Annotated in this window: 24 protein-coding genes and 1 riboswitch; of the genes, 21 read left to right on the forward strand and 3 right to left on the reverse strand. The window is 61.7% G+C overall.

Going from position 1 to position 26,854, the window contains the following annotated elements:
- Positions 1-15 precede the first annotated feature (15 nt).
- From AB7813_RS25545 to AB7813_RS25610, 14 genes are all read left to right on the forward strand, one after another.
- Positions 16-441 carry a YciI family protein gene (locus AB7813_RS25545; protein WP_089261981.1) on the forward strand — a complete coding sequence of 142 codons (426 nt, stop codon included), beginning with the start codon at positions 16-18 and terminating at the stop codon, positions 439-441.
- Positions 442-604: 163 nt separating this feature from the next.
- Complete coding sequence (locus AB7813_RS25550; RefSeq protein WP_441228705.1) at positions 605-1,309, forward strand: TetR/AcrR family transcriptional regulator; 705 nt, start codon at positions 605-607, stop codon at positions 1,307-1,309.
- 107 nt (positions 1,310-1,416) lie between these two features.
- On the forward strand, positions 1,417-1,896 hold the full coding sequence (locus AB7813_RS25555) for a DUF2852 domain-containing protein (protein ID WP_231077979.1): 480 nt from the start codon (positions 1,417-1,419) through the stop codon (positions 1,894-1,896).
- Positions 1,897-2,284: 388 nt separating this feature from the next.
- Complete coding sequence (tolQ, locus tag AB7813_RS25560; RefSeq protein WP_068733549.1) at positions 2,285-2,998, forward strand: protein TolQ; 714 nt, start codon at positions 2,285-2,287, stop codon at positions 2,996-2,998.
- A 37-nt stretch (positions 2,999-3,035) separates the two neighbouring features.
- Complete coding sequence (locus AB7813_RS25565; protein ID WP_093759405.1) at positions 3,036-3,509, forward strand: biopolymer transporter ExbD; 474 nt, start codon at positions 3,036-3,038, stop codon at positions 3,507-3,509.
- 52 nt (positions 3,510-3,561) lie between these two features.
- Complete coding sequence (gene tolA / locus AB7813_RS25570; protein WP_441228706.1) at positions 3,562-4,593, forward strand: cell envelope integrity protein TolA; 1,032 nt, start codon at positions 3,562-3,564, stop codon at positions 4,591-4,593.
- A gap of 76 nt (positions 4,594-4,669) precedes the next feature.
- Complete coding sequence (gene tolB / locus AB7813_RS25575; protein ID WP_068733785.1) at positions 4,670-5,995, forward strand: Tol-Pal system beta propeller repeat protein TolB; 1,326 nt, start codon at positions 4,670-4,672, stop codon at positions 5,993-5,995.
- Between the two features lie 186 nt (positions 5,996-6,181).
- Entirely contained in the window at positions 6,182-8,509 is a 2,328-nt protein-coding gene (locus tag AB7813_RS25580) for a putative bifunctional diguanylate cyclase/phosphodiesterase (RefSeq protein ID WP_089261975.1), read from the forward strand.
- A gap of 161 nt (positions 8,510-8,670) precedes the next feature.
- The gene (locus tag AB7813_RS25585; protein WP_374725695.1) at positions 8,671-9,411 is read left to right on the forward strand and encodes an N-acyl amino acid synthase FeeM domain-containing protein; all 741 of its coding nucleotides are present in this window, start codon (positions 8,671-8,673) and stop codon (positions 9,409-9,411) included.
- Positions 9,412-9,682: 271 nt separating this feature from the next.
- Positions 9,683-10,177, forward strand: coding sequence for a peptidoglycan-associated lipoprotein Pal (gene pal, locus AB7813_RS25590; protein ID WP_068733555.1), 495 nt, complete (start codon positions 9,683-9,685; stop codon positions 10,175-10,177).
- A 164-nt stretch (positions 10,178-10,341) separates the two neighbouring features.
- The gene (ybgF, locus tag AB7813_RS25595) at positions 10,342-11,364 is read left to right on the forward strand and encodes a tol-pal system protein YbgF (RefSeq protein ID WP_441228707.1); all 1,023 of its coding nucleotides are present in this window, start codon (positions 10,342-10,344) and stop codon (positions 11,362-11,364) included.
- A 47-nt stretch (positions 11,365-11,411) separates the two neighbouring features.
- Positions 11,412-12,443: a tRNA lysidine(34) synthetase TilS gene (gene tilS / locus AB7813_RS25600; RefSeq protein WP_441228708.1), complete on the forward strand. Its 1,032-nt coding sequence runs from the start codon at positions 11,412-11,414 to the stop codon at positions 12,441-12,443.
- A 233-nt stretch (positions 12,444-12,676) separates the two neighbouring features.
- Positions 12,677-14,593: an ATP-dependent zinc metalloprotease FtsH gene (gene ftsH / locus AB7813_RS25605; RefSeq protein WP_089261969.1), complete on the forward strand. Its 1,917-nt coding sequence runs from the start codon at positions 12,677-12,679 to the stop codon at positions 14,591-14,593.
- Positions 14,594-14,759: 166 nt separating this feature from the next.
- Positions 14,760-15,956 (forward strand): glycosyltransferase family 87 protein, encoded by a 1,197-nt coding sequence (locus AB7813_RS25610; RefSeq protein ID WP_441228709.1) that lies wholly within the window; start codon positions 14,760-14,762, stop codon positions 15,954-15,956.
- Here AB7813_RS25610 and AB7813_RS25615 read toward each other — a convergent pair.
- Positions 15,928-16,569 carry an HD domain-containing protein gene (locus AB7813_RS25615; RefSeq protein ID WP_441228710.1) on the reverse strand — a complete coding sequence of 214 codons (642 nt, stop codon included), beginning with the start codon at positions 16,567-16,569 and terminating at the stop codon, positions 15,928-15,930. The genes AB7813_RS25610 and AB7813_RS25615 overlap by 29 nt on opposite strands.
- Positions 16,570-16,735: 166 nt before the next feature.
- Here AB7813_RS25615 and AB7813_RS25620 point away from each other — a divergent pair, with 166 nt between their 5' ends.
- On the forward strand, positions 16,736-17,701 hold the full coding sequence (locus AB7813_RS25620) for a GlxA family transcriptional regulator (protein ID WP_441229001.1): 966 nt from the start codon (positions 16,736-16,738) through the stop codon (positions 17,699-17,701).
- Positions 17,702-17,707: 6 nt separating this feature from the next.
- On the opposite strand, the gene AB7813_RS25625 is transcribed toward AB7813_RS25620, so the two are convergent.
- Positions 17,708-17,893: a hypothetical protein gene (locus tag AB7813_RS25625; protein ID WP_441228711.1), complete on the reverse strand. Its 186-nt coding sequence runs from the start codon at positions 17,891-17,893 to the stop codon at positions 17,708-17,710.
- A 189-nt stretch (positions 17,894-18,082) separates the two neighbouring features.
- Positions 18,083-18,297: riboswitch (cobalamin riboswitch) on the forward strand.
- Positions 18,298-18,416: 119 nt separating this feature from the next.
- Here AB7813_RS25625 and AB7813_RS25630 point away from each other — a divergent pair.
- The 5 genes from AB7813_RS25630 to AB7813_RS25650 all read left to right on the forward strand — a co-directional run bounded on the left by AB7813_RS25630 (position 18,417) and on the right by AB7813_RS25650 (position 24,642).
- The gene (locus AB7813_RS25630) at positions 18,417-21,350 is read left to right on the forward strand and encodes a ribonucleoside-diphosphate reductase subunit alpha (protein ID WP_441228712.1); all 2,934 of its coding nucleotides are present in this window, start codon (positions 18,417-18,419) and stop codon (positions 21,348-21,350) included.
- A gap of 145 nt (positions 21,351-21,495) precedes the next feature.
- Positions 21,496-22,620, forward strand: coding sequence for a ribonucleotide-diphosphate reductase subunit beta (locus tag AB7813_RS25635; protein ID WP_441228713.1), 1,125 nt, complete (start codon positions 21,496-21,498; stop codon positions 22,618-22,620).
- 111 nt (positions 22,621-22,731) lie between these two features.
- On the forward strand, positions 22,732-23,481 hold the full coding sequence (locus AB7813_RS25640; protein WP_441228714.1) for an AzlC family ABC transporter permease: 750 nt from the start codon (positions 22,732-22,734) through the stop codon (positions 23,479-23,481).
- Positions 23,478-23,795 (forward strand): AzlD family protein, encoded by a 318-nt coding sequence (locus AB7813_RS25645; protein WP_441228715.1) that lies wholly within the window; start codon positions 23,478-23,480, stop codon positions 23,793-23,795. The genes AB7813_RS25640 and AB7813_RS25645 overlap by 4 nt, the downstream gene beginning before the upstream one ends.
- 172 nt (positions 23,796-23,967) lie before the next feature.
- Positions 23,968-24,642 (forward strand): TetR/AcrR family transcriptional regulator, encoded by a 675-nt coding sequence (locus tag AB7813_RS25650; protein ID WP_089261951.1) that lies wholly within the window; start codon positions 23,968-23,970, stop codon positions 24,640-24,642.
- Positions 24,643-24,710: 68 nt separating this feature from the next.
- Here the strand turns inward: AB7813_RS25650 and cycA are convergent, their stop codons facing one another.
- A complete protein-coding gene (cycA, locus tag AB7813_RS25655) occupies positions 24,711-25,106 on the reverse strand; it encodes a cytochrome c-550 CycA (RefSeq protein ID WP_309947418.1) in 396 nt (131 codons plus the stop codon).
- Positions 25,107-25,309: 203 nt separating this feature from the next.
- Between cycA and AB7813_RS25660 the strand changes: the two genes are divergently transcribed.
- Positions 25,310-26,803 (forward strand): FAD-linked oxidase C-terminal domain-containing protein, encoded by a 1,494-nt coding sequence (locus tag AB7813_RS25660; protein WP_309947417.1) that lies wholly within the window; start codon positions 25,310-25,312, stop codon positions 26,801-26,803.
- Positions 26,804-26,854: the final 51 nt, after the last annotated feature.

The raw sequence follows: 26,854 nt of genomic DNA on the forward strand, positions 1-26,854 counted from the left end.
ACGAGGATAATGACCATGCGATTCATGATGCTGATGATCCCCGGCGGCTATGAGACTGCGGCGCCGGGTACCGTGCCGGAGGACGTCGAGCGCGTCGCCGCAATGATGGCCTATAACAAGGCGCTGATGGATGCCGGTGTGCTGATCACCTGCGACGGACTGCACCCGCCATCGATGGGCGCGCGGGTGTCCTTTCCATCCGGCAAGCCGGTGGTGACCGACGGGCCGTTCGCGGAATCCAAGGAAGTGCTCGGCGGCTACTGGATGATCGACGTCGCCTCGCGCGATGAGGCCATCGCCTGGGCCAGTCGCTGCCCGGCGACGCCCAACGAGGTGATCGAGATCCGCCAGGTGCAGGAAATGGCCGATTATCCGGAGGACGTGCAGGCCGTCGCCTCGGGATTTGAGGAGATGCAGACCACCGCAAAGCGGCTCGGCTGAGGCAAAATCACTGCGACGGGGATGAAACGGTCGTGTCGCAACACGGCCGCATGCCTGCCGCAGGATTTCCGCATGCGGCGGGCGTTGATTTGTTGAGGGAATTTGCGCCGGTCACACCGTTTTGGTGTGACCTTTTGGCCCGGCTCATGTTAAAGCCATTCACATGAGCTGGCGCAAAGACAGCCGCGGCGAGCGCGGTTATCACCACGGAAATCTGAAAGAGGCCCTGCTGCAGGCAGCGCTCGGGCTGATTGCGGAGAAGGGGCCTGCGGGCTTCACCTTCGCCGATGCCGCGCGCACGGCCGGCGTCAGCGCGGCTGCGCCCTATCGCCATTTCCGCGATCGCGACGACCTCCTCGCCAGCATCGCGCAGCGTGGCTTCGAGCAGTTCGAGCTGGTGCTGACGGCGGCGTGGGACGATGGCCGGCCGAATACGGTCACGGCCTTCGAGCGGATCGGCAAGGCGTATCTCGCTTTCGCCCGCACTGAACCGGCCTTCTATTCGGCGATGTTCGAATCCGGAATCCCCGTAGATTCCAGTCCTGAACTGGCCGCGGCGGGAGAACGTGCCTTCGGTGTGATCCGTGCGGCGGCAGAACGTTTGGCCGCCTTGACGCCGCCCGGTGTGACGCGTCCGCCGGCGATGATGATGGCGCTGCATATCTGGTCGCTGGCGCACGGCGTGGCCTCGCTGTTTGGCCGCGGCGATGCCGCGCGGCGCAAGCTGCCGATGTCGCCGGACGACCTGCTGGAAGCCGGCGCGCTGATTTATTTGCGCGGACTGGGCTTTCCAACCGACCAAAACGTCCACAAGTCCGACACAACTACAGCGCCCAAATCGGGTCCTTGGGGAACCGCCCCAAAATAATTCGCGGCGCTCCCCTTGCGGTCGCCTTGACAAAATCCGGCCGTGAGCTACGTATGTAAATGTTATTTACATTCACAAGCGGCATGGTGCCGCTGATGGAGAGGAAAATGGCCAACGCTGCAGATTACAATCGATGGGGTCCACCCGCCGATGATCGGGTGTCCTACCAGATGCGCTCACCATGGCACATCGTATTGATCGTGCTCGGTTTTATCATCTGGTGGCCGGTTGGCCTCGCACTTCTCTTCTTCACACTCGGGAGCAGAAAAATGGGTTGCTGGGATCGTAACGGCCGTTTCGAGAACAAGATGGAGCGGATGCAGTACAAGATGGAGCGCATGCGCAGCCGCATGGAGCGCTCAGGCTTCGGATCGGGCTTCGGCTTCGGCCCGCCGACCTCGGGCAACCGCGCCTTCGACGAATATCGTGTCGAAACCCTGCGCCGCCTTGAGGAAGAACAGCACGAGTTCAAGAACTTCCTCGATCGTCTGCGTCACGCCAAGGACAAGGAAGAGTTCGACCAGTTCATGGCGCAGCACCGCCCGAAGCCGACCCCGCCATCGGATAACAATCAGCCGCAGGGCTAACAGCCCCAAACTGATAGGCGTCAGGCGGTAGCGCCCCCTTCGCCCGATGCCGACATCGCCGCCCGTCTGATCATTCAGGCGGGCGGTTTTGCTTTGTCACGGGCCCTTCACGAACAAGCGAATACCGCTTCATTTCTCGGCCAAAACACGCTTTGGTAACTCCGCATTAACCATGACTGGCGTCTGGTAAAAGCGGCAGATACGCGTGCAAGCCCTTGTTTTGACATGTTGGCAGGGAATTTAGGGCTCGGCTTCGGACAAGCCCTCCATGCGACACAACAAGAACATTGCACTGGCGTTCCGCGCCGCGCGCGATGCGTGGCCGCGGCACCAGCGATGAGCAAGTCGCTGGCAAATTGAGGATTTTTGCGTTGAGAGGATACCGTTCATGAATCCGGCCGATGTGGCGCAGTCAGCCCTGCCGCTGGCTTCATCCGACGTTTCGCTGATCGCGCTGTTCCTGCAGGCCCACTGGATCGTGAAAGCGGTCATGCTGGGACTGCTGGGCTGTTCTGTGTGGGTCTGGGCGATCGCGATCGACAAGATGTTCCTGTATTCGCGCACACGCCGCGCCATGGACCGGTTCGAACAGGCCTTCTGGTCCGGCGAGTCCATCGAGGATCTGTACCGCGCGCTCTCCGCCAAGCCGACGCAGTCGATGGCGGCGTGTTTCGTCGCGGCGATGCGCGAGTGGAAGCGGTCTTTCGAAAGCCAGGCGCGCTCCTTCACCGGTCTGCAGATGCGCATCGACAAGGTGATGAACGTTTCCATCGCCCGCGAGGTCGAGCGCCTTGAGCGCCGGCTTCTGGTGCTGGCGACGGTCGGTTCGGCCGGCCCCTTCGTCGGCCTGTTCGGCACCGTCTGGGGCATCATGTCGAGCTTCCAGGCGATCGCTGCGTCCAAGAACACATCGCTGGCGGTGGTCGCACCGGGCATCGCGGAAGCGCTGTTTGCCACGGCCATCGGCCTTATCGCCGCCATCCCGGCGACTATTTTCTACAACAAATTCACGTCAGAAGTGAACAAACAGGCCCAGCGCCTGGAGGGGTTTGCCGACGAGTTTTCAGCGATCCTGTCGCGCCAGATCGACGAGCGCGTCTGATGGGTGACGAATTGAACCTTGAAGTGAGCACCCTGTCATGGGGATGAATATGGGCTCGGGCGGTGGTGGCGGAGGTCGGCGCGGGCGTCGGCGTGCTGCCGTCATGGCCGAGATCAACGTCACCCCGATGGTCGACGTCATGCTCGTATTGATGATCATCTTCATGGTGTCGGCGCCGCTGATGACCTCGACCATCGATATCGACCTGCCGATCGCGAGCGGCGGCAAGTCGATATCGCAGAATGCTCCGCCGCTCACCGTGTCGGTGAAGCGCACCGGCGGTGGCTGTAATTCGGCGGTCGAAATGTATGTCGGCGACGCCCTGGTGCCGGTGAGTGAGCTCGACGCCAAGATCAAGGCGATCCGGGCGACGCGTTCGGAGACAGACAACACCGTGTTTCTCCGTGGTGACAAGGACGTCTGTTACACGGACATGATGAAATTGCTCGGCACTGTTCGCTCTGCCGGATTCAAGGCCAATATCGTGATCCTGCCGGAGCAGGGGACGTAAGCTCGTGGAACAGCCGGTTGATCTGGGCAGGAGCAGGATTGGAAATCTGATCGTGAAGGTCGACAAGACACTCATCGCATCGGTAGCCCTGCACGTCATCGTGATCGGGTGGGGACTTCTCACGTTCTCTTCCAAGGCATTGGAAGTGATGCCGGAGGATTCCGTCGGGGTCGACATCAGCGTCGAAAGCCAGTCCATGGTCGGTCAAAAGACCGGCAAGAAGGAAAATCCGAAGCCGAAGGTGGAGAAGGTCGCCGAGGCCAAGCCGCCGGTCGAGGATACGGTCGGCAAGATCGACGACAAGAAGCCGCCGGTAATCACCGAGACGGCGCCGAAGGAACAGCCGAAGACTGACGAGAAAGCGGCGGCCGAAGCAGCGAAGGCGGAGGCTGCGGCAAAAGCCGAGGCTGCAGCGAAAGCCGCGGCCGATGCCAAGGCAAAGGCAGAAGCCAAAGCGGCGGCGGTTGCCGACGCCAAGGCAGAGGCTGAAGCGAAGGCCGAGGCTGACGCCAAGGCGCAGGCGGAAGCCAAGGCGAAGGCCGAAGCGCAAGCCAAGGCTAAAGCAGAAGCCAAAGCGAAGGCTGAGGCCAAAGCCAAGGCTGATGCCGAAGCGAAAGCCAAGGCCGAAGCACAGGCCAAGGCAGCAGAGGCCAAGAAGGCCGAGCGCGTGTTCGATCAGTCAAAGATCGCGGCGCTGATCGACAAGCGCGATCCGACCCGGAATTCGGTGACAGGGTCCGACCTCAATCCGAACGAGGCTCTGGGTTTGGCGAAAGGCAATGCGAGCAACAACGTCGCCACTTGGGGCGCAATGTTCAAGTCGCAGGTCGAGCGCTGCTGGAAGAAGCCCTATGGCGGCATCGAAGCGCAGATGACCGAGTCGATTTTCAGCGTCAAGCTGAGGCGTGATGGGTCGTTGGAGACGACGCCGGTTGCCATCAGCAATCCATCGACGCCGTATTTCCGCGTCTATCAGGAGAGCGCACTGCGTGCGATCATCGAATGCGCGCCGTATAAACTGCCTACGGCGTTTTTTGACGAGTGGAAGTTTTTCGAACCCGTTTTCACCGAACGACGGTCATGAGCACGTCACTCCTGGTGACGATCACGAATACCGAGCAAAGCCCGCAATAATGACCGACAAGAATGGATTGCCCCCGATGTTGTTTCGCCCGAGCCGCCGACAGATCATCACAGGAATGGCGGCGACAGGTCTGCTGATGGGCACCAGTGCGCGAACCGCCTTCGGGCAGGCGCGCGTGCAGATCACGGAAGGCAATGTCGCGCCGCTGCCGATCGCGATCCCGAACTTCTCCGCCGGCACCGGTGCGGATAACGAAGTCAGCGTCGGCGTCTCCCAGGTCATCACCAACAATCTGAAGCGCAGCGGCCTGTTCGCGCCGATCGATCCGGCGGCCTTCGTCGAGAAGGCCATCAATATCGACGCGCCGCCGAACTTCGTGAACTGGAAGACCGTCAATGCACAGGCGCTGGTCACTGGCCGCATGACCCGGCAGGGCGATGGTCGCCTGAAGGCCGAATTCCGGCTGTGGGACGTCGCCACGGGTCAGCAATTGGCCGGCCAGCAATATTTCACCTCGCCGGAATACTGGCGTCGTATCGCCCATATCATTTCCGACCAGATCTATGAGCGCCTGACCGGCGAGAAGGGCTATTTCGACAGCCGCGTGGTCTTTGTCGACGAGACGGGCTCCAAGGAGCGCCGCGTCAAGCGACTGGCCCTGATGGATCAGGACGGTGCCAATGTGCGCTACCTGACGCGCGGGGCGGATCTGGTGCTGACGCCGCGTTTCTCGCCGTCGACGCAAGAGATCACTTACATGGAATTCGGTCAGGGTGATCCCAAGGTCTATCTCTTCAACATCGAGACAGGCCAGCGCGAGGTCGTCGGCAACTTCCCGGGCATGTCGTTCTCGCCGCGTTTCTCGCCGGATGGCCAGCGCGTCATCATGAGCCTGCAGCAGGGCGGCAATTCCAACCTCTTCGTCATGGACCTGCGGTCGAAGTCCACGACGCGCCTGACTGATACGCCGGCGATCGACACCTCGCCGTCATATTCTCCGGATGGCTCGAAGATCTGCTTCGAATCGGATCGCGGCGGCAAGCCGCAGATCTATACGATGGCGGCAACCGGCGGCGGTGCCCAGCGCATCTCGTTCGGCGAAGGCAGCTACTCGACCCCGGTCTGGTCGCCGCGCGGCGACTATATCGCCTTTACCAAGCAGGGTGGTGGTCAGTTCTCGATCGGCATCATGAAGCCCGATGGCTCCGGCGAACGGCTGCTGACGTCCGGCTATCATAATGAGGGTCCCACCTTCGCGCCCAATGGCCGCGTGATCATGTTCTTCCGCGATACGGGCGGGGGCCCGTCCCTGTTTACGGTCGACGTTTCGGGTCGTAACGAACTCAAGGTCCCGACGCCCGGCTTCGCGTCCGACCCGGCCTGGTCGCCGTTGCTATCGTAAACAAACGATTGGCGGCGACCGGCGGATTACCGGCTATTCCCGGCAAACTTTGCCCACCGCGCTGAAATCACGAGCAGATTTGCTGTTTATGCGAATGCGTAAACAGTTCGCTAACGATGTTCCCTCAGAAAGACTTCATCAGGACCCGGTACCAATGTGCGCCTGAACAGGACGCATTTACGCCCGATGCAGCTCGCCGACCACAACCGGACGAACAGCAAATCGATGTCGCCGTCGATCTACACGGCGCTCGTCGATTCCTTGTTCGAAAACCCGATTCCGATGCTGGCCGGTGCGGTCTGCGCCGGGACCGGCGCAGTCATGACTGCGGTGAAGACCGGCAACCCTTTGCTGTGGCCATGCGCCGCCCTGATCATCGTCATTGGCGCTTTGCGGGCCCTTCAGCTTAGCCGCTATGAAAAGCGCGAGACCGCGCTGACGCCTGACGAGGCGATCCGCTGGGAATTCAATTACATGGTTGGCGGCTCGCTCTATGCAGCCGCGTTGGGCCTGTGGTGCTGGGTCGTTCTGCTCGGCAGCGATGATCCGGTCGCGCATATGCTGGGTACGGCAGTCACCGTCGCCTATATCGCGGCCGGTGCCGGCCGAACTTATGGCCGTCCGAAGATCGCGCAGTTGCAGGTGCTGCTGGCGTGCGGTCCGATGGCGCTGGCGCTGATTATCCACGGTGACTTCTACTATATCGGCTTTGCGTTTCTGAACGTCCTGTTCTTTGTCGGCCTGCGCCGGATCACGCTTCGTCTGCATGACGTCTACGTCAAAGCGCTGCTGGCCACCGAGCGGGTCGGCTCCATCGCCGGCCAGTTCGATACGGCGCTGAACAATATGCCCAACGGCCTGTGCATGTTCGGCGCCGATGGTCGGTTGGCGGTGCTCAACAATCGCTTTACCGCGATGATGGAGATTTCAGAGGATCTCGTGCAGCGCGGCGTGACTGCTCGCGAAGTCGTCTCGCTCTGCGTCAATGCAGGGACAGTGTCATCGGCCAGCGCGATGACCATCATCACCGAGATTGAAAGCTCGAAGGCAGCCGAAATCACGACCCTTGATCATGCCCACGAGAGTGAACGTGCATTGTCGTGGAAGTTTCAGCCGATGGTCGGCGGCGGCACGGTCGTTCTGCTTGAAGATATTACCGAGCGCCGCAATTCCGAAGCGCGTATCAGCCACATGGCGCGTTTCGACGAATTGACGGGGCTGCCGAACCGGGTCAGTTTCCGGAACGAAATCGGCCGCATGCTGAAGAGCTCGGACCAATCCACGCTGTCGGCCCTGCTGTTCGTCGATCTCGATCAGTTCAAGCAGGTCAACGATACGCTTGGTCATCCATGCGGTGATCAGCTGTTGTGCATGGTCGCCGATCGGCTGCGCGAAATGTTGCGCGCGGATGACTTCGTGGCTCGTTTTGGCGGTGACGAATTTGTCGTGTTCCAACGTGCCATCAAGACAAATCATGATGCAGCCGATCTGGCGCGTCGCATCGTCGAACGGCTCAGTGAGCGCTACGAGGTCGACAATCATCAGGTCGAGATCGGCGCCAGCGTCGGCATCGCCTTGACGGAACCCGATGTCAGCGCTGACAACCTTTTGAAGAACGCCGATATGGCGTTGTATCGTGCGAAGGCCTCAGGCCGTGGCACCTTCTGCTTCTTCCGCGACGAGATGGCCCAGACGGTCGAGGCGCGCCGCGTGCTCGAACTGGATCTGCGCCAGGCGCTCGCCAATGAAGAATTCGAGATTTACTACCAGCCGCTGGTCAATCTGAAGTCGGGACGCATCTCGACCTGCGAAGCGCTGCTGCGCTGGAATCATCCTGTCCGCGGCACTGTTTCGCCGGTCGATATCATTCCCGTCGCAGAAGACATGGGCCTGATCGTCGATCTTGGCCGCTGGATTTTGCGCAAGGCCTGTATCGAATGCATGAAGTGGCCGGACGCGGTCAGCGTCGCCGTCAACTTCTCGTCGCAGCAGTTTCATCAGCGCGATGTGTTGAGCGAGGTACGCTACGCCCTCGACGTGTCCGGGCTGCCGGCGCGTCGTCTCGAGATCGAGATCACCGAATCGTCGCTGCTGCGTAATACGCAGTGGACCCACGATGCCCTCGCGCAGCTTCACGCAGCAGGTTGTCGGATTTCGCTCGACGATTTCGGTACCGGCTATTCGAGCCTGAGCTATCTGCACAATTTCCCGCTGCAGAAGGTGAAGATCGATCGCTCATTCCTCGAAGGGATCGATACGGACCGTCCGTTGACGCTGCTGCGCGGCGTTGCGCGCCTCAGTGCCGATCTGGGAATGACGGTTGTCGTCGAAGGCATCGAGACCAACGAGCAACTCGAGCTGATCAGTGCCGACGGCACGATCAGCGAGGCGCAGGGCTATCTGTTCAGCCGCCCGGTGCCTGCGACCCGGATCAGGCAGCTCCTGGACGCATCCCACGGACGTCGCGTGATCGAGCCCGGCGCCAATGTCGAGGCCACGCGCGCACCGGCCTGACCAGCCGCGGGCCACACTCTCGAATTTCCATTTCCATTCGTTTCGCGCGCCGAATAGGCCAAAAGGGTTAACCACATTGTGGCAGAACCTTTGACAACTTTTAAGAAAGCTTTAACCTTTCCTTACTCGCGTAGTCATGGCGTTGGTGCGTAGGAGACGGAATGATGGCTTCGGCCGATCAAGCGACTGAAGCTTCGAAGCGCAGCGATATTCTCGACCGGGTTGACTACCGTCTTGCCGAAACCGAAGCTGAGAAAGAGGCGATCTATAGCCTGCGCTATAGAGCCTATCTCCATGAGGGGGCCATCGAGCCTCGGGCGGATCGCCGTCTCGCCGACCGTTTCGATGATTTGCCGAATTCATGGACTTTCGGGATATTCGTTGATGGCGAGCTCGCCAGTTCGCTGCGCGTTAGCGTAGCGACGCCGGACAATCCGGAAACGCCTGCCGTCGATGCATTCGGAGACTTGCTGCGTCCCGAGCTGGACAAGGGGAAGATCATCGTCGACCCGAACCGCTTCGTGGCCGACCCGAACAACCGCACCAAGTTTCCTGAACTGCCCTATATGACGGTTCGGCTGGGCTATGTCGCCTGCGGCTATTTCAAAGCCGATATCGGGACGGCGACCGTGCGCGCCGAGCATCGCGCGTTCTATCGCAAGGTTTTCCTGCAGACGCCGATGTGCGAGCCGCGGCCCTATCCAACGCTGACCAAGCCGCTATGCCTGATGGCGGCCGACTACGCCGCGGTGCGCGAACGCATTTTCATGCGCTACCCACATTTCCGCTCCAGTCTCTTCGAGCAGCGGGCTCTGTTCGAGCGCAAGAGCGAGCCCCTGGCGCCGGATCTCCATTCATCCGAGTTCCATATCGCCCAGGCCGCGGTGTTGCCCCGCACCTGAAGGCGAAGGGGGGCGACAGTCCGGTCGCCGGTCATTGCTGACTTTCTCAGCAGTCCCTGCAGCGGGATTCTGCCTAAAACCAGCTGCTTTCTCAGAACCTTCACCGTCGCGCCACATTTGCCAACCATTAACCACGTCGTTGCTTTTTCGCGGCCTGTGGCTTTTGATCGGTTTTGGCAACACCTCATCAAGGTTGACGGAACGTTCGCTTAACCAACGCCCTGTAGACCGAATGACAGTTGGGTAAAGCGTGAGCGTGGAGGCTCCGGGAATGAAGCATCAGATGCGTATCCTCCAGGGATTAAAACTGGCTGCAGTGCTGGCCGTGGCGCTGTCGATGGGCGCCTGCGCCAACAAGAATGGTTTGGGTGCCGATGGCGCGATGGCCAATGCCGCCACGCCGGGCAGCCAGCAGGACTTCGTCGTCAATGTCGGCGATCGCGTGTTCTTCGAGAGCGATCAGACCGAACTGTCGCCGCAGGCGATCGCGACCCTGGACAAGCAGGCGCAGTGGCTGCAGCAGTACAACCGCTACTCCTTCACCATCGAAGGTCATGCGGACGAGCGCGGCACCCGCGAATACAACATTGCCCTCGGCGCTCGCCGTGCCCAGTCGGTTCGCACCTTCCTGGCCTCGCGCGGGATCGATGCCAGCCGGATGCGCACCATCTCCTACGGCAAGGAACGTCCGGTCGCGGTGTGTAACGACATCTCGTGCTGGTCGCAGAACCGCCGTGCGGTCACCGTGCTGAACGCCGGCGCGTAAGCGACGTCTGATATCAAACAAAACGGCGTCTGCCCCCGGGGCAGGCGCCGTTTTTGTTTTCAACGGGCGCCTTTGTCGCTGTCGAAAGTCACATTTTTGGCGTAGTGAAATCCTCATCGTGATGCGCGCCGATGGGGCGCGAAACCGGTCATTTTCAGGCTCAAATGTCATCCAGATCTCATTCGCTCGCCGGCGCTGCACTCGTCTCCATGCTGCTCGTCACGGCTTCGCCGGTTTGGGCGCAGTTGTTTGGTCAACCGGCCCCCCGTCAGCAGGGCTACGGCCAGCAGTCGGGCGACGACGATGCCGATCAGGGCTTGCAGATCGAGCGGTTGCAGAACCAGCTGCGGCAGCTCACCGGCCAGAACGAGGAGCTGCAATTCCGTAACCGCCAGCTCGAAGATCAGCTTCGGCAGCTGCAGGCCGGCGGCGCCTCGGCCGGTGCGCCTCCCGGTGCTGCCGGTGGCCGTCCCAATGTCGCTGCCGCCCCGGTCCAGCAGCCGCCGGTGCAGCAGGCGCCGCAGCCCGGTTACAATCAGCAACAGCCGCAGATCGCGGCGCCTGCACCAATTGCTCAGGATCCCGCGCCGGCTCCTCGCGCTGGCCGTCGTAACGATGCGTTCGATCCCAATGCGAACCCCAATGCGCCGGGCGTGCCGCGCGCGCTGGGTGGCGGGCAGCAGCCGATGCCCGCAAACGCGCCGGTCGGTGCACAGGGCGGTCGTGGGGCCGGCGAGCCGCTCCCGCTGGGTAATGCCGCCCCGGCCGGAGCAGCGCCAGCACTGACGACCTTACCGCCGGGCGCGACCCCGAAGGACGAGTTCGATCTCGGCATCGGCTATATGCAGCGTCGTGATTACGCGCTGGCCGAAGAGACCATGCGCAACTTCGCCCAGAAATATCCTGGTGATCCAATGATTGCGGATTCGCAGTATTGGCTCGGCGAGAGCTTCTTCCAGCGCCAGAAATATCGCGATGCCGCCGAGATATTCCTGGGCGTGACCACGAAGTACGACACTTCCGCCAAGGCGCCTGATGCGTTGCTGCGGCTTGGCCAGTCGCTGGCCGCGCTGAAGGAAAAGGAAGCAGCTTGTGCCGCCTTCGGTGAAGTGACACGGAAATATCCCCGCGCCTCGGCTGGCGTGAAACAGGGCGTGGACCGCGAGCAAAAACGCGTTAAGTGCTAGGTAATCGCCCCGGACGATGAGCCGGGTCGCAACCGGTTCCGACGCGCATGTCCGACGACGACCAGTCGCCGATTTCGGCCCAGATGGCGAAACAGCTATTCGCTGACTGGGCGTCCGCGCCAGCATTGGTCCTGGCCGTGTCCGGTGGTCCTGATTCCGTCGCCCTGATGTGGCTCGCCGCGCGTTGGCGGCGTGCGTTCAAACGCGGCCCCGACCTTATTGCCGTGACCATCGACCATGGTTTACGACCTGAAGCGGCCCGCGAGGCCCGCGACGTGAAGCGGCTCGCGGCATCTCTCGATATTCCTCACCGCACCCTCCGTTGGACTGGTGCCAAGCCGAGAACCGGACTGCCTGCTGCAGCCCGCGAGGCGCGCTATCTGCTGCTGGCCAAGGCCGCGCGCAGCGTCGGAGCATTCCATGTACTGACTGCGCATACCCGCGACGATCAGGCCGAGACCCTGCTGATGCGGATGGCGCGGGGCAGCGGCATCGCCGGCCTCGCGGGCATGGCGCGGTTGACCGAGCGTGACGGCATCCAGCTCGCGCGTCCCTTTTTGCACATCGCGAAAGTGCAACTTGTTGCCACGCTGACCAAAGCGAAAATCGACTTCGTGACCGATCCGAGTAACGCAGATCCGAACTACACCCGTCCGCGGCTGAGGGCTCTGATGCCGGCGCTAGTGTCCGAGGGCTTCGATTCGCGCAACCTCGCCCGGCTGGCAACGCGGCTGCGGCGTGCCGATGCGGCGCTGGAACTGATGGTCGACGGGGCAGAGCGGTTTCTGGCGCTGCACAGCCCGGGCAAGATGCCTGAAGCCATCGATGCGGGAGCATTTGCGGGGCTGGCGGAGGAAATTCGCGTTCGATTGTTGCTGCGGATGATCGATCAGGTCGGGCACGAAGGGCCGGCCGAGCTCGGCAAGGTCGAAACGCTTGTATTCGCCATCGTTAAGGCCACGCGATCGGGCGGGAAAGGTACTCTGCTGAAGCAGACGCTCGCCGGTGCCATGATCACGCTGACGCAGGACCGCCTGAGAATCGTTCCGGCGCCGCCCAGGCGTCGCCGCGCCGATTGAGTGCAAAGACCTACCAGTGGCCCCACAGTACCTTAACCACCGTGGGAAAACCCTGTCAGCACTGCCATTATTTGAACCGGAAATGCGCGTAGATGCGTTAAATAGTCCATCCCAGTTCCCTTGGCAGCGCCCTCGGTCGCACCTAGATTGTATCCGACCGACCCAGGGTGAACCCTTGTGGCGACTCACAAGGGAATAAGGCCGCGATTTCGCGCGGCGACGAAGGAAGATCGATGAACGCGAACCTGCGCAATTTTGCCCTCTGGGTCATTATCGTTTTGTTGCTGCTCGCGCTGTTCACGCTTTTCCAGAATCCTGGTCAGCGCACCGCCTCGCAGGACATTTCGTTCTCGCAGCTCCTCACCGAAGTTGATCAAAATCACGTCCGCGATGTCGTAATCCAGGGTCCCGAGATTCACGGCACCTTCACCAACGGCTCCAGCTTCCAGACCTATGCCCCGAGCGACCCGACCCTGATCAAGCGTCTCTATGACGCCAAGGTCTCGATCACCGCCAAGGCTCCGGGCGACAACGTGCCGTGGTTCGTGTCGCTGCTCGTCTCATGGCTGCCGTTCATCGCGCTGATCGGCGTGTGGATCTTCCTGTCGCGCCAGATGCAGGGCGGCGCCGGCAAGGCGATGGGCTTCGGCAAGTCGCGCGCCAAGATGCTGACGGAAGCGCATGGCCGCGTCACCTTCGAGGACGTCGCCGGTGTCGATGAGGCCAAGCAGGACCTGCAGGAAATCGTCGAATTCCTGCGCGACCCCGGCAAGTATCAGCGCCTCGGCGGACGTATCCCGCGCGGCGTGCTGCTGGTTGGCCCTCCCGGCACCGGTAAGACGCTGATCGCGCGTGCGGTCGCGGGCGAAGCCAATGTGCCGTTCTTCACCATTTCGGGTTCGGACTTCGTCGAAATGTTCGTCGGCGTCGGCGCATCCCGTGTGCGTGACATGTTCGAGCAGGCCAAGAAGAATGCGCCCTGCATCATCTTCATCGACGAAATCGACGCCGTCGGTCGTCATCGTGGCGCCGGTCTCGGCGGCGGCAATGACGAGCGCGAACAGACCCTCAACCAGTTGCTGGTCGAGATGGACGGCTTCGAGGCCAATGAAGGCGTGATCCTGATCGCCGCCACCAACCGTCCGGACGTGCTGGATCCCGCGCTGCTGCGTCCCGGCCGTTTCGACCGTCAGGTCGTGGTGCCAAATCCGGACGTTGTCGGTCGCGAGCAGATCCTCAAGGTCCATGTCCGCAAGGTGCCGCTGGCGCCGGATATCAATCTCAAGACGATCGCACGCGGCACGCCCGGTTTCTCCGGCGCTGATCTGATGAACCTCGTCAACGAGGCCGCACTGACTGCCGCGCGCCGTAACAAGCGCATGGTGACGCAGAGCGAGTTCGAAGAGGCCAAGGACAAGGTGATGATGGGCGCCGAGCGCAAGTCGCTGGTGATGTCCGAGGAAGAGAAGATGCTGACGGCCTATCACGAAGGCGGTCACGCCATCGTCGGCCTCAACGTCATCGCAACCGACCCGATCCACAAGGCGACTATCATTCCGCGCGGCCGTGCGCTCGGCATGGTCATGCAGCTGCCGGAACGGGACAAGATGTCGATGTCCCTGGAGCAGATGACCTCGCGCCTCGCCATCATGATGGGTGGCCGCGTTGCTGAAGAATTGATCTTCGGCCGCAACAAGGTCACCTCGGGTGCGTCCTCCGATATCGAGCAGGCCACGCGGCTGGCTCGCATGATGGTGACGCGCTGGGGCCTGTCGGAAGAACTCGGTACGGTGTCGTATGGCGAGAACAACGACGAGGTCTTCCTCGGCATGCAGATGAACCGCACCCAGGCGGTCTCGGAATCCACGGCGCAGAAGATCGACTCCGAAGTGAAGCGTCTGGTCGCCGAAGGCTATGACGAAGCGACCAAGATCCTCACCGAGAAGCGCGATGACCTCGAAACGCTGGCCAAGGGCTTGCTGGAATTCGAAACCCTCTCGGGCGACGAGATCACGGATTTGCTGAACGGCAAGAAGCCGAACCGCGAGTCGGTGCTGGAGCCGTCGGGCCCGCGTACCTCGGCTGTGCCTCCCGCTGGCAAGCCGCGCCCGCGTCCGGACGGTGGCCTGGAGCCGCAGCCGCAGGCGTAAAGTCGACACACGTAAACATGCAAAACGCGGCCGAAAGGCCGCGTTTTATTATTATCTGTAGCTCGAATGGAGCGAGGCCCGATTCGGCGACCACGTTCCACTTAAACCTTCCTCAAACTTCCCTCGGCACTGTCGCCCGGCGCCCTTGATGCGCATTGGGGACCGTATGCCAGCGCCGCTCACGATGACTTCGATACCCGAGCGTGGCGCAATTCCGCCGGTGCTGCTGATTGTCTGCACGATCCTGACGATGCTGCATCTCGCCTTCTTCCCGACCTTCTACGGTCGCGGCTGGATCTACGAGGGTGGCCTCGGCTCGCCCACCGACTTCGTCAATGTCTGGTCTGCCGGGCGATTGGTGCTCGATGGTCATCCGGCCTGGGCTTATGACTGGGACATCCAGAAAAAGGTCCAGATTGCGGTTCTCGGTCAGAGCTATCCCGGCAATTTCGCCTGGCATTATCCGCCGCCGTTCCTGTTCATCGCGGCACTGCTCGCAAAGCTGCCTTATGCTGTAGCTTTTGCCGGCTGGGCTGCGGTCAGCTTCGTGCCGTATCTGGCGGCGATGCGTGCGATCATCGGTCGTCCCTTCGGTCTTTTATTGGCTGCGGCTTTTCCGGTGGTGATGACCAACGGCCTTGTCGGGCAGAATGGATTTCTGACCGCGGCGCTGATCGGCGGCATGCTGGTGCTGCTGCCGACGCGGCCGATCCTGTCGGGAATCTGTCTGGGTCTGCTCAGCTACAAGCCGCAATATGGTTTCCTGTTTCCGCTGATGCTGATCGCAGCGTCGCAATGGAAGGCGTTTGTCAGCGCAGGCATCACCACCGTGCTGCTGGCCGCGGTGTCGTGGCTCGCTTTCGGCACCGAGAGCTGGCAGGCGTTTATTCACTGGATGCCGATGTTCTCGCAGGCCTTCCTCACCGAAGGCCGCGCGCCATGGGGCAAGATGCAGAGCATCTTTGCCCTGGTGCGCTATTTCGACGGCAGCGAGCCGCTGGCCTGGACGTTTCAGTGGATCATGATCGGCGCTGTCGTGATCGTGCTGGTCCCGCTGTGGCGCAGCAGTGTGCGCTACGAGTTGAAAGCCGCTGCGCTGGCAGTCGGTGCGTTGCTCACAACGCCCTACCTTTTCCTGTACGACGTGATGGTGCTTGCGATTGCCGTCGGCTTCATCGCCCGTATCGGTCTCGCGGAAGGCTTTCGCCGTCACGAACTGTCGGTGCTCGGCCTAGCTGCTGTGCTCCTGATCGCCTATCCGTTCCTCGGCGCTCCCACGGGCTTTGGCGCAACGCTGCTGGTGGCAGCGTTGATCGCCATGCGCGTGCGGGAGTCTATTCGCTCCACGCCGAGTTCAGGATGATGCTGCAGAAATTCCCGCGTTTGTAGGTGGGGTCGCGGAGGTCGAGCACGTCAGCCTTCACGTTGCCAAAGGTCGTGTCCGGCTTGTGGATCGTCCCCGCAGCGAACGCATCGATGATCCCGTTCTTGAAGTCATGGCCACGCGGATGGCACGTGCACACTTCGTGGCGCTGGTGTTCGGTGAAGGCCTCATACTCCAGACCCAAGACGTCCATCTCGACGCCTGCGGTCACCAGCGCGACGACAGGCCGTTTGTGCTTGGGAATGCTCGGTGTCGTGTGAAGCGCTATGGCGTCCCAGACATCGTCGATGTCGCGCTCATCGATCCTGTGGCTGCGCAGAAAGTCTGCGGCAGCATTTGCGCCATCGACTTCGAAGCGCTCCTCCTTGCTCGCATAGGGCGCCTGCAGGCCCATGTCGTGAAACATCGCGCCGACATAAAGTAACTCGGAATCGACTTTGAGACCCTTGCGCTGTCCGGCGAGCGCGCCGAACAGGAAAACCCGATTGGAATGATGATACAGAAGATCGCTTTCGGTATCGCGCACAAGCTGATCTACCTGGCGGGCGAGGGCGCTGTCGGGCACTTTGATGCCGGCAATCGTTTTGCTCATGGGATGCTCCTTGCAGGGTTGTTGTGATGCGTCCGTTGTCGCCGGCGGGCGGTGTCCTCGCAATCACGCCGCGCCCTGCAAAGCTGCCATTCGCCCGTGATTTCCTGCGGGAAGGCGACTATCTGTTCCGTAACGCTTGGGTTCACTGCCATCGATGGAATGAAGCATCACCATGAAGACCGTTGCTCTTGCGATCTTTCCGGGCGTCCAGTCGTTGGACGTAGCCGGTCCGCTTGATGTGTTCATGGAGGCCAATGGCTTCGTCGCTCCGGGCGACGGCTACGACATCACACTTGTCGCTGCAGACTGCGCGCCGCTGCGTGCATCGAACGGCCTGCGGATATCTGCCGATCTGGCGTTCAGTGATGCGAACAAACCCTGGGATCTGGTTCTGGTGGCCGGCGGGCCTGGGCTGCCGACGGCAGAGGCTGACCCGCAGCTTACAGAGTGGCTGACCAATGCGGCGCTCCAGGCGGGGCGTTACGGTTCGGTGTGCACCGGGGCATTCGCGCTCGGCCATGCAGGCCTGCTCGACGGCAAGACGGTGACGACGCACTGGCAGAATGCGCCGCTATTGGCGTTGCGGTTCCCCAAAGCGCATGTGGAGTTCGATCGCATCTATAGTCGTGACGGCGCGCTGGTGACGTCGGCCGGCGTCACCGCAGGGATCGATCTCGGTCTCGCACTGGTCCAGGAAGATCATGGCGCGGACGTTGCGTTGGCCGTGGCCAAGCGTCTGGTCGTGGTAGCGCAGCGCCAGGGTGGCCAGTCGCAATTCAGTCCCTATCTGGTACCGCCGGCCGAGCCGGATTCACCGATTGCGCGAGTTCATGCCCATGTGATGGCCCATCTGCGTGACACGCACAGCGTGGATGAACTGGCCGATGTGGCGGGCATGAGCGCGCGGACCTTCGCGCGGGTATTCAAGCTCGAAACAAAGATGACGCCGGCAGATTTTGTCGAGGGCGCCAGGATCGACACGGCGCGTAACCGTCTCGAAGGCAGCGATCTGCCGCTCAAGGTCGTGGCCTATGAATCCGGTTTCACCACCGCCGAACATATGCGTCAGGTCTTCGTGCGACGGCTGGGCCTGACGCCCAGCCAGTATCGGGCCAGCTTTCGCGCGGTCTGATTCTGCTCAGGCGAGTTGCAGCGAAGAAATCGGATCGCTCGCAGGAAAGCTGTCCATCAGCGCTTCGTTCAGCATCTCGTCGAGGCGGCGCCGGGCGATCTGATCCGTCGTCTCGAACGCCGTGAGCGCACCGGCTCGCTCTACGAAAGCGTTGAAGTTGATCCTTTCAGTGGTCGTCATCAGGTCGCGCATCGCATCCTCCATCGGTTGATCACGATGTTCTGCGCTTCGCGGTGCTCGGCGGCAACGAATCGCATCGTGCAGAAACCGCCAACGACCCCGCGGTTTCCGCCACGCAAGCGGTTGTCCACTGAACCAACAGCCCTACCGAATTTGTTGCGTTCGGCGCCAATGCCCGCTTGACACTTCGCCGCGGGTCACACCAAATATAGACGTCACGGTCCGCCATGTCGCAAGACTTGGTGGCTAAGAGGGAAGCCGGTAAAGACGCTGTTTTGCGTCATATTCCGGCGCTGCCCCCGCAACTGTAAGCAGTGAGTCTGTTTCGATCGAAGTCACTGATGCGCAAGCATCGGGAAGGCTGAAACAGACATTGACCTGCAAGCCAGGAGACCTGCCGCGACACCAGAACGTCCATGGGCGGGGTGTCCCAGCGGTCGCTTGCAGGCAATGCCGGCGGATCTCCGCCGTGTATTTTGCAGCGTCCTTTCGGCCCCAGCCCCCATTGCTTGATGCATCACACGGGGTCTTGCCGATGCCTACTTCATCTTCTGTTTTGTCCAACGGACGCGATGCGGCTCATGCGCCGCTGATTCAATTGTCGCCGGAAACGCTCGCTGCGCCTGCGCGCGAACCCTCGATGCAGATCATCCGGCGCAACGGCACGGTGTCGCCCTTCGACGGCAGCAAGATTTCCGTCGCGATGACGAAGGCCTTTCTGGCCGTCGAGGGCCACACGGCAGCGGCGTCGCGCCGCGTCCATGAGGCGGTGGAACAACTGACCGGCGAAGTCGTGGCGACGCTGACTCGCCGCGTCGGTGAAGGCCGCACCTTCCATATCGAGGACGTCCAGGATCAGGTCGAACTGGCGCTGATGCGCAGCGAGCACCACAAAGTGGCCCGCGCCTATGTGCTGTACCGCGAGGAGCGCGCTCGCACCCGCGCCGAAGAACTGGCCGCCAGGCCGGCGCTCGTCTCCACCGCACCGGTGCTGCATGTCACGCTCGCCAACGGCACGCGCGCACCGCTCGATTCGGCGCGTCTCGCGCTGATCGTCAACGAGGCCTGCGCCGGCCTGGACGGCGTCGATGCCGCGCCCGTGCTCGAGGAAACCCGCCGCAATCTCTATGACGGCATCGCGCTGGACGAACTGGCGCTGGCCGGCATCATGGCCGCGCGCACGCTGGTGGAGCAGGAGCCGAATTACACCTTCGTCAGCGCCCGCCTGCTGCTCGACAAACTGCGCACCGAAGTCCTGTCCTTTGTCGGGGGCTCGCCGACCCACGCGTCGCAGGCCGACATGACCACGCGCTACGCCGAATATTTCGGCGCCTATATCAAGACCGGCATTGCGGCCGAGCTGCTCGATCCCGAACTCGCGCGCTTCGATCTCAAGCGAATCTCGGCAGCGCTGAAACCGGAGGGTGATCTCCAGTTTCAGTTCCTGGGCCTGCAAACGCTCTATGACCGGTACTTCCTGCATGTGCAGGGCAATCGGATCGAACTGCCGCAGGCGTTCTTCATGCGCGTTGCCATGGGCCTCGCGCTGCGCGAGATCGACCGCGAAGCCCGCGCCATCGAATTCTACAATCTGTTGTCGTCGTTCGACTTCATGGCCTCGACGCCGACGTTGTTCAATTCGGGTACGCGGCGGCCGCAGCTGTCGTCCTGCTTCCTCACCACGGTGGCGGACGATCTCGACGGCATCTTCAAGTCGGTGAAGGACAACGCACTGCTGGCGAAATATTCCGGCGGTCTCGGCAATGACTGGACCCGCGTGCGCGGTCTCGGCGCGCATATCAAGGGTACCAATGGCGAGAGCCAGGGCGTGGTGCCATTCCTCAAGGTCGCCAACGATACGGCCATCGCCGTCAACCAGGGCGGCAAGCGCAAGGGTGCGGTCTGCGCCTATCTGGAAACCTGGCACATCGACATCGAGGAGTTTCTCGATCTCCGCAAGAACACCGGCGACGACCGCCGTCGCACCCACGACATGAACACGGCCAACTGGGTGCCGGATCTTTTCATGCAGCGCGTCGAAGCCGACGGCGAATGGACGCTGTTCTCGCCGGACGAAACGCCTGAGCTGCACGATCTCTATGGCAAGCCGTTTGCCGAGCGCTATGCGGCCTATGAGGAGAAGGCTGCGCGAGGCGAGATCCGCGTATTCAAGAAAGTGCGCGCGACCGACCTGTGGCGCCGCATGCTGACCATGGTGTTCGAGACCGGCCATCCCTGGATCACCTTCAAGGATCCCTGCAACCTGCGCTCGCCGCAGCAGCATGCCGGCGTGATCCATTCATCGAATCTCTGCACGGAGATCACGCTGAACACCTCGGACGACGAAGTGGCGGTCTGCAATCTCGGCTCCGTCAACCTGCTCAATCATATCGGCAAGGATGGTCTCGACCACGCGCAGCTCAAGCGTACCGTGACCACGGCGATGCGGATGCTCGACAATGTCATCGACATCAATTTTTACACCATCCCGGAAGCGCGCCGCTCGAACCTCAAGCATCGTCCGGTGGGTCTGGGTCTGATGGGCTTTCAGGATGCACTGCAGGCGCAGGGTATCGCGATGGCGTCGGATGCGGCCGTGGCGTTTGCCGACACCAGCATGGAAGCGATTGCCTTCCATTCCATCTCGGCATCGGTGGATCTCGCCGCCGAGCGCGGTCGCTATCCGTCCTTTGAGGGATCGCTGTGGAGCCGCGGCATCCTGCCGATCGACTCCATCGAGATACTCGCGGAGGCACGCGGCGGCGTGCAGATGGATCGCTCGACCACGCTCGACTGGAACGGCCTGCGTGACCGCGTGAAGTCCACCGGCATGCGCAATTCCAACGTGATGGCGATTGCGCCGACAGCGACGATCTCCAATATCTGCGGCGTCGCGCAGTCGATCGAGCCGGCCTATCAGAACCTCTATGTGAAATCGAACATGTCGGGCGATTTCACGGTGGTGAACGCCTTCCTCGTGCGCGATCTGAAAAAGAGGGGCCTGTGGGACGAGGTGATGGTCTCCGACCTCAAATATTTCGACGGCAGCGTCGGATCGATCGATCGCGTGCCCTACGATCTCAAGGCGCTCTACGCGACCTCGTTCGAGATCGACAGCGCGTGGTTGATCGAAGCGGCCTCGCGCCGTCAGAAGTGGATCGATCAGGCGCAGTCGCTCAATCTCTATATCGCCAATCCATCCGGCAAGAAGCTCGATCAGCTCTATCGCCTGGCCTGGACGCTGGGGTTGAAGACGACCTACTACCTGCGCTCGCGCAGCGCGACGCATGTGGAGAAGTCGACGCTGAAGGGGACTGACGGCAAGCTCAATGCCGTGTCAGCGACAGTCGCTGCGGCGAAGACGGCGGGTGCGCCGATCCTCGTTCAGTCCTCCGCCGTCACTGCACCGGATCTGTCCGGAGCGATGGCCTGTTCGATCGACAATCCCGAATGCGAGGCGTGCCAGTAAGGGTGCGCCAAACACACTGACCTCATCCTGAGGAGCGGCTTCTTGGCCGCGTCTCGAAGGATGGCCCCACGCTCATGGTTCGAGACGCCCGCTGAAGAAGCGGGCTCCTCACCATGAGGGCCGAACAAATACGCAAGGAACACCCATGCTCGACTGGTCCGATACCTCATCCGCTCCCAAAACCCCCGCCTTCATCCCGATCCCGCAATCTCCCACCGACGCCACCGGTCTCGGCACCATCGATCGCTCTGGCGGCCGCGTCTCGGTGGACCAGAAGCGCATGATCAACTGCCGCGCGGACGTCAATCAGCTGTTGCCGCTGAAGTACAAATGGGCGTGGGAGAAGTATCTCGCCGGCTGCAACAATCACTGGATGCCGACCGAAGTCTCGATGCAGGCTGATATCGCACTGTGGAAGTCGCGCGATGGCCTGACCGAAGACGAGCGCCGTGCGATCAAACGCAATCTCGGCTTCTTCGCAGCGTCAGAGAGCCTCGTCGCCAACAATATCGTGCTGGCGATCTATCGCCACCTCACCAATCCGGAATGCCGGCAATATCTGCTGCGGCAGTCGTTCGAGGAGGCGGTGCATACGCACACCTTCCAGTACATCGTCGAGAGTCTCGGCCTCGATGAGGGCGAGCTGTTCAACATGTATCGCGAGGTGCCGTCGATCACCGAGAAGGCCGCCTGGGCGCTCAAGCACACCCAGCATCTCGACGATCCCGACTTCAAGACCGGCACGCCGGAGACCGATCAGGCCTTCATGCGCGATCTCGTGGCGTTCTATGTGATCTTCGAAGGCATGTGGTTTTATACGGGCTTTGCGCAGATCCTGTCGCTCGGCCGCCGCAACAAGATGGTCGGGATCGCCGAACAGTATCAGTACATCCTGCGCGATGAATCGATTCATCTGAACTTCGGCATCGATGTCATCAACCAGATCAAGATCGAGAATCCGCATCTCTGGACCAAAGCGTTCCAGGAGGAAATCCGCGACATGATCCGCACTGCGGCCGAGCTTGAAGCCGCCTATGGGCGGGACACCATGCCGCGCGGTTTCCTCGGGCTGAATGCGGCGCTGTGCGAAACCTATATGCACTTCATCGCCAACCGCCGCTGCGCGCAGATAGGTCTCGCGCCGGTGTTCAACGAGACGGAAAATCCGTTCCCGTGGATGTCAGAAGCCATGGATCTGAAGAAGGAGAAGAACTTCTTCGAGACCCGGGTGATCGAGTACCAGAATGGCGGCGCGCTGAATTGGGAGTAGTCTTTGGTCTCATATCCGCCGCTGCATGGCGCATATGAATCCGCATCGCTTGACCTGATCGCGTGATGCCCGCAGGCATGATTGGCCTGCGGGCGTCATGCGGATCAGTCGATGCATTCCAGCCACATCCCGAAAGCGCCAGCCTATTGGTCGAAGGCCGCCATCGTGCCCGGCATCATTGCCATCGGACCGATGCTGCCCGGCACGCTCGCTTTCGGCATGGCATTCGGTGCGCTGTGTGCGCAGAAGAACCTCACGCTTGCCGAAGTCGAAGTGATGATGGCGACGGTCTATGGCGGGCTATCGCAATTTGTTGCGGTGCAGTCGTGGCCAGCTGTTTTGACGCCGGGTGCGATCGCGACGCTGGCGCTGCTCACACTCACCGTAAACATCCGCTTCTTCCTGATGAGCGCGACACTGCGCCCGTGGTTCGGCACGTTGCCCGCATGGCAGGCCTATCCGTCGATGCTGCTCGTGACCGACGGCGGCTGGCTCGCCGCGATGCGCTATCGCGATCATGGCGGGGCCGATGCGTCGTTCTATCTCGGCGGTGGCATCGTGCTGTATTTCACCTGGCTGTTCTCGGCCATCCCCGGTTTCCTGCTGGCCGAACAACTCACTGACCCGAGAAAGTACGGTGTCGATCTGGTGATGCCGGCCTTCTATGCCGCGATGCTGGTGCCCGCATGGAAGGGCCCGCGCCTTGCCATTCCTTGGGTTGTGTCCGGCATCGTTGCCCTCGCGGTGCATTGGTTGGTGCCGGGCTGGTGGTTCATCATCGCCGGCGCGCTATCGGGAGCGATCAGTGCCGGGCTCATGGACGAACCCGAACCGCAACATCCGGCGGGTGTGTCCGCATGACGGAATTTTTGCGCAGCGATGTGATGATCGCCTTTGCGGTCATGACCGCGGTCACGGTGGCCTCGCGCCTCGGTGGCTACTGGCTGATGGGCTACGTCAACGTTACGCCGCGGGTTCGCCGGATGCTCGATGCATTGCCGGGCTCGATCATCGTTGCTGCCGCACTGCCCGTGGCCGTCAATGGCGGGCCGGTGGTGGTTTTCGCGATCCTTGCCGCGATGGTCGTGACCATCATCCGCCGCAACGACTTCATTGCCGTCATCACCGGCATGGCGGTAGCCGCGGCCGCCCGCGCGCTCGGTTTTGGCGGCTAGGTCTACCCGAAAAGTTGAATCCCGCCATGCGCAAAACACCTTGTCAACGAGTCTGAACTAGTGTTCAGTTCTTATCGCGAGCACCTCGGGAGTTCGCTCAAAACCTTGAAGTTACGCACCTTATTTGTGACAGCCGTCAGGTTGGCCAAGGGGTGCCGGGGATGAGACGCTCATGGTTTACCGACGGACCCATCAAGTCGTGAAGCGGCTTGCGGCGCGGCGCAGCGCCATTCTGGCGGCGGCACGCGAAACCTGTGCCGAAGGTGGTATGGCGGCGGTCCAGATCGCGCCGGTTGCGGTTCGCGCCAATGTCGCGGCGGGCACGGTTTATCGGTATTTCCCGTCCAAGGCCGACCTGATTTCCGAACTCATCGCTGACGTCTCGCGCGACGAACTCGCCGCGATCCGCCGGGCTGCGGATGCCGCGCCGGGTCCGTCATCGGCGCTCGCCGCTGCGGTGACCACGGTCGCCGTGCATGTCGTTTCTCACCGCAAATTGTCGTGGGGCATCCTGGCCGAACCGGTCGAAGTCGATGTGACGGAGTCGCGACTGGCCAGCCGCCGCGAGATCGCCGGCGAGATCGAATCCCGCATTTCGGCAGCCATTCGCGCCGGTCATTTGCCGGCGCAGGATACGGCGCTCGCAGCTGCTGCACTGCTTGGCGCGTTGCATGAAGCGCTGGTCGGGCCGATGGCGCCTGACAATCTCGAAGATCAGGCCAAGCTGCGCGACGCGGTGCAGACCGTCACGCTGCTGGCGCTGCGCGCCGTCGGCGTGATGGATGCCCGCGCCCGCGGGCTTGTGGTGCAGGCCGTGCTTCCGACCAAGATGGCGGCCGGCGCCTAGCGCGTTTTCAAGCGCAGTGGGCACCGGTTCGCATCAAGAAAACGCGCCAAACCAAAAGGCTTCAGCGCTTACGGCTTGATTTTGCCGTCCTTGTCGAACTGCACGAGGAAGGCCCAGAGGTCGTTGACCTCGGACTCCTTCTTGATGCCGGCAAAGGCCATCTTGGTGCCCGGGATCTTGGCCTTCGGGTCCTTGATGTATTCCTTGAACGTCGCTTCATCCCAAGTGATGCCGGAATTCTTGTTGGCGTCCGAATATGAATAGCCCTCGGCGACGCCGGATTTGCGGCCGTTCAACCCGTTGAGTTCCGGACCGACCTTGTTCTTGGCGTTTTCGCCGACGGCGTGGCAGGCGAGGCACTTGTTGAAGGAGGATTTCCCGGCGGCGACGTCCTGTGCAAGTGCGAAGGAGGAGGCGGTCGAGGCGGCAAGAACGATCAGGGCGCCGAAAGTGACAGACTTCATGGATGGCTCTTCTTGTTGGTTGGCTTTCCAGCTTAGTTTGTTGCACACGCTCCGAGTAGTCCACAAGTGCGATGGCGGCTGCCGCGCGTTCCGGCACCATGCGACGCGTCATGCTTTGGTAAGCTACCCAAAGCCACACGGACGTGGTTGATTCATGGCAAAGCAGCCGAGTGATCGCTGCGATCTTCGGGAGTGCGCGTTCAATGACCATCATGATGCCGGCGGCGGATCAGGCTGTCCTCGCAAGGCGCGAGGCCATTATCGCTGCATTGCGAAAGCTGGTGCCGGGTGAGGGGGTGATTTCCAGTGCTGCGGAAATGCTGCCCTATGAGTCGGATGGGCTGATGGCCTATCGCCAGCCGCCGATGGTCGTCGTGTTGCCCGATACGACTGAACAGGTCTCCAAAGTTCTGAAATATTGTCACGAGAACGGCATCAAGGTGGTGCCGCGCGGCTCGGGCACGTCGCTGTCTGGTGGCGCGCTGCCGCTGGCCGACGCGGTACTGCTTGGTCTCGGCAAGTTCAAGCGCGTGCGCGAGATCGATTTCGACAACCGCGCCGTCGTCGTCGAGCCCGGCGTCACCAATCTCGCCATCAGCCAGGCGGTGGCGCATGCGGGCTTCTACTACGCGCCGGATCCGTCGTCGCAGATCGCGTGCTCGATCGGCGGCAATGTCGCGGAGAATTCCGGCGGCGTGCACAGCCTCAAATACGGCATGACCACCAACAATCTGCTCGGCTGCGAGATCGTATTGATGTCGGGCGAAGTCATTCGCGTTGGCGGCAAGACCGCAGAGACATCGGGCTACGACCTGATGGGGATCATAACCGGTTCCGAGGGCCTGTTGGGTGTTATCACCGAAATCACCGTGCGCATCCTGCAGAAGCCGGAAACGGCGCGTGCGCTGATGATTGGCTTCGCTGAGGTCGAGCAGGCCGGCCAATGCGTTGCCGATGTTATCAGCGCCGGCATCATTCCCGGCGGCATGGAGATGATGGACAAGCCGGCGATCCATGCCGCGGAAGCGTTTGTGCATGCAGGCTATCCGCTGGACGTCGAAGCCTTGCTCATCATCGAGCTCGACGGCCCAGGCGTCGAAGTCGACGAACTCATCAAGCGCGTCGAGAAGATCGCGCTCGGCTGCGGTTCGACCACCTGCCAGATATCGACCTCCGAACAGGAACGCCTGCTATTCTGGTCCGGCCGCAAGGCGGCCTTCCCCGCGGTGGGCCGCATCTCGCCGGACTATCTCTGCATGGACGGCACCATTCCGCGTGCGGCATTGCCACTCGTCCTGCGTCGCATGAAGGAGATGTCTGCCAAATACGGCCTCGGCGTCGCCAATGTGTTTCATGCCGGCGATGGCAATCTGCATCCGCTGATTCTGTACGATGCGAACAAGCCCGGCGAGTTGCAGCTCGCGGAAGATTTCGGCGCAGATATTCTGAGGCTGTGCGTCGAGGTCGGCGGCGTGCTGACCGGCGAGCACGGAGTCGGCATCGAGAAGCGCGACCTGATGCCGGAGATGTTCAGCGAGGTCGATCTCAATCAGCAGCAGCGCATCAAATGCGCCTTCGATGCGCAGGGTCTGCTCAATCCCGGCAAGGTGTTTCCGACGCTGCATCGCTGCGCCGAACTTGGCCGCGTACATGTGCATGGCGGCAAGCTGGCGTTTCCCGATCTGCCGCGGTTTTGATGATGAGAACTGTGAAGTTAGTAGTGCCATCTGCTTTTGCAGCACGCGCGG

The organism is Tardiphaga sp. 20_F10_N6_6 (genome assembly GCF_052076045.1).
Lineage (GTDB): Bacteria > Pseudomonadota > Alphaproteobacteria > Rhizobiales > Xanthobacteraceae > Tardiphaga > Tardiphaga robiniae.

Excerpts from the sequence above, each read along its gene's own strand:
- AB7813_RS25630 (WP_441228712.1), top strand. The coding sequence starts at position 18,417 with ATGCCTACTTCATCTTCTGTTTTGTCCAACGGACGCGATGCGGCTCAT.
- AB7813_RS25545 (WP_089261981.1), top strand. The coding sequence starts at position 16 with ATGCGATTCATGATGCTGATGATCCCCGGCGGCTATGAGACTGCGGCG.
- AB7813_RS25645 (WP_441228715.1), top strand. The coding sequence starts at position 23,478 with ATGACGGAATTTTTGCGCAGCGATGTGATGATCGCCTTTGCGGTCATG.
- AB7813_RS25650 (WP_089261951.1), top strand. The coding sequence starts at position 23,968 with ATGGTTTACCGACGGACCCATCAAGTCGTGAAGCGGCTTGCGGCGCGG.
- AB7813_RS25550 (WP_441228705.1), top strand. The coding sequence starts at position 605 with ATGAGCTGGCGCAAAGACAGCCGCGGCGAGCGCGGTTATCACCACGGA.
- tolB (WP_068733785.1), top strand. The coding sequence starts at position 4,670 with ATGTTGTTTCGCCCGAGCCGCCGACAGATCATCACAGGAATGGCGGCG.
- ftsH (WP_089261969.1), top strand. The coding sequence starts at position 12,677 with ATGAACGCGAACCTGCGCAATTTTGCCCTCTGGGTCATTATCGTTTTG.
- tilS (WP_441228708.1), top strand. The coding sequence starts at position 11,412 with ATGTCCGACGACGACCAGTCGCCGATTTCGGCCCAGATGGCGAAACAG.
- AB7813_RS25640 (WP_441228714.1), top strand. The coding sequence starts at position 22,732 with ATGCATTCCAGCCACATCCCGAAAGCGCCAGCCTATTGGTCGAAGGCC.
- AB7813_RS25660 (WP_309947417.1), top strand. The coding sequence starts at position 25,310 with ATGACCATCATGATGCCGGCGGCGGATCAGGCTGTCCTCGCAAGGCGC.
- ybgF (WP_441228707.1), top strand. The coding sequence starts at position 10,342 with ATGTCATCCAGATCTCATTCGCTCGCCGGCGCTGCACTCGTCTCCATG.
- AB7813_RS25580 (WP_089261975.1), top strand. The coding sequence starts at position 6,182 with ATGCAGCTCGCCGACCACAACCGGACGAACAGCAAATCGATGTCGCCG.
- cycA (WP_309947418.1), bottom strand. The coding sequence starts at position 25,106 with ATGAAGTCTGTCACTTTCGGCGCCCTGATCGTTCTTGCCGCCTCGACC.
- AB7813_RS25585 (WP_374725695.1), top strand. The coding sequence starts at position 8,671 with ATGATGGCTTCGGCCGATCAAGCGACTGAAGCTTCGAAGCGCAGCGAT.
- tolQ (WP_068733549.1), top strand. The coding sequence starts at position 2,285 with ATGAATCCGGCCGATGTGGCGCAGTCAGCCCTGCCGCTGGCTTCATCC.
- AB7813_RS25610 (WP_441228709.1), top strand. The coding sequence starts at position 14,760 with ATGCCAGCGCCGCTCACGATGACTTCGATACCCGAGCGTGGCGCAATT.
- pal (WP_068733555.1), top strand. The coding sequence starts at position 9,683 with ATGAAGCATCAGATGCGTATCCTCCAGGGATTAAAACTGGCTGCAGTG.
- AB7813_RS25615 (WP_441228710.1), bottom strand. The coding sequence starts at position 16,569 with ATGAGCAAAACGATTGCCGGCATCAAAGTGCCCGACAGCGCCCTCGCC.
- AB7813_RS25635 (WP_441228713.1), top strand. The coding sequence starts at position 21,496 with ATGCTCGACTGGTCCGATACCTCATCCGCTCCCAAAACCCCCGCCTTC.
- AB7813_RS25555 (WP_231077979.1), top strand. The coding sequence starts at position 1,417 with ATGGCCAACGCTGCAGATTACAATCGATGGGGTCCACCCGCCGATGAT.
- AB7813_RS25565 (WP_093759405.1), top strand. The coding sequence starts at position 3,036 with ATGGGGATGAATATGGGCTCGGGCGGTGGTGGCGGAGGTCGGCGCGGG.
- AB7813_RS25625 (WP_441228711.1), bottom strand. The coding sequence starts at position 17,893 with ATGCGCGACCTGATGACGACCACTGAAAGGATCAACTTCAACGCTTTC.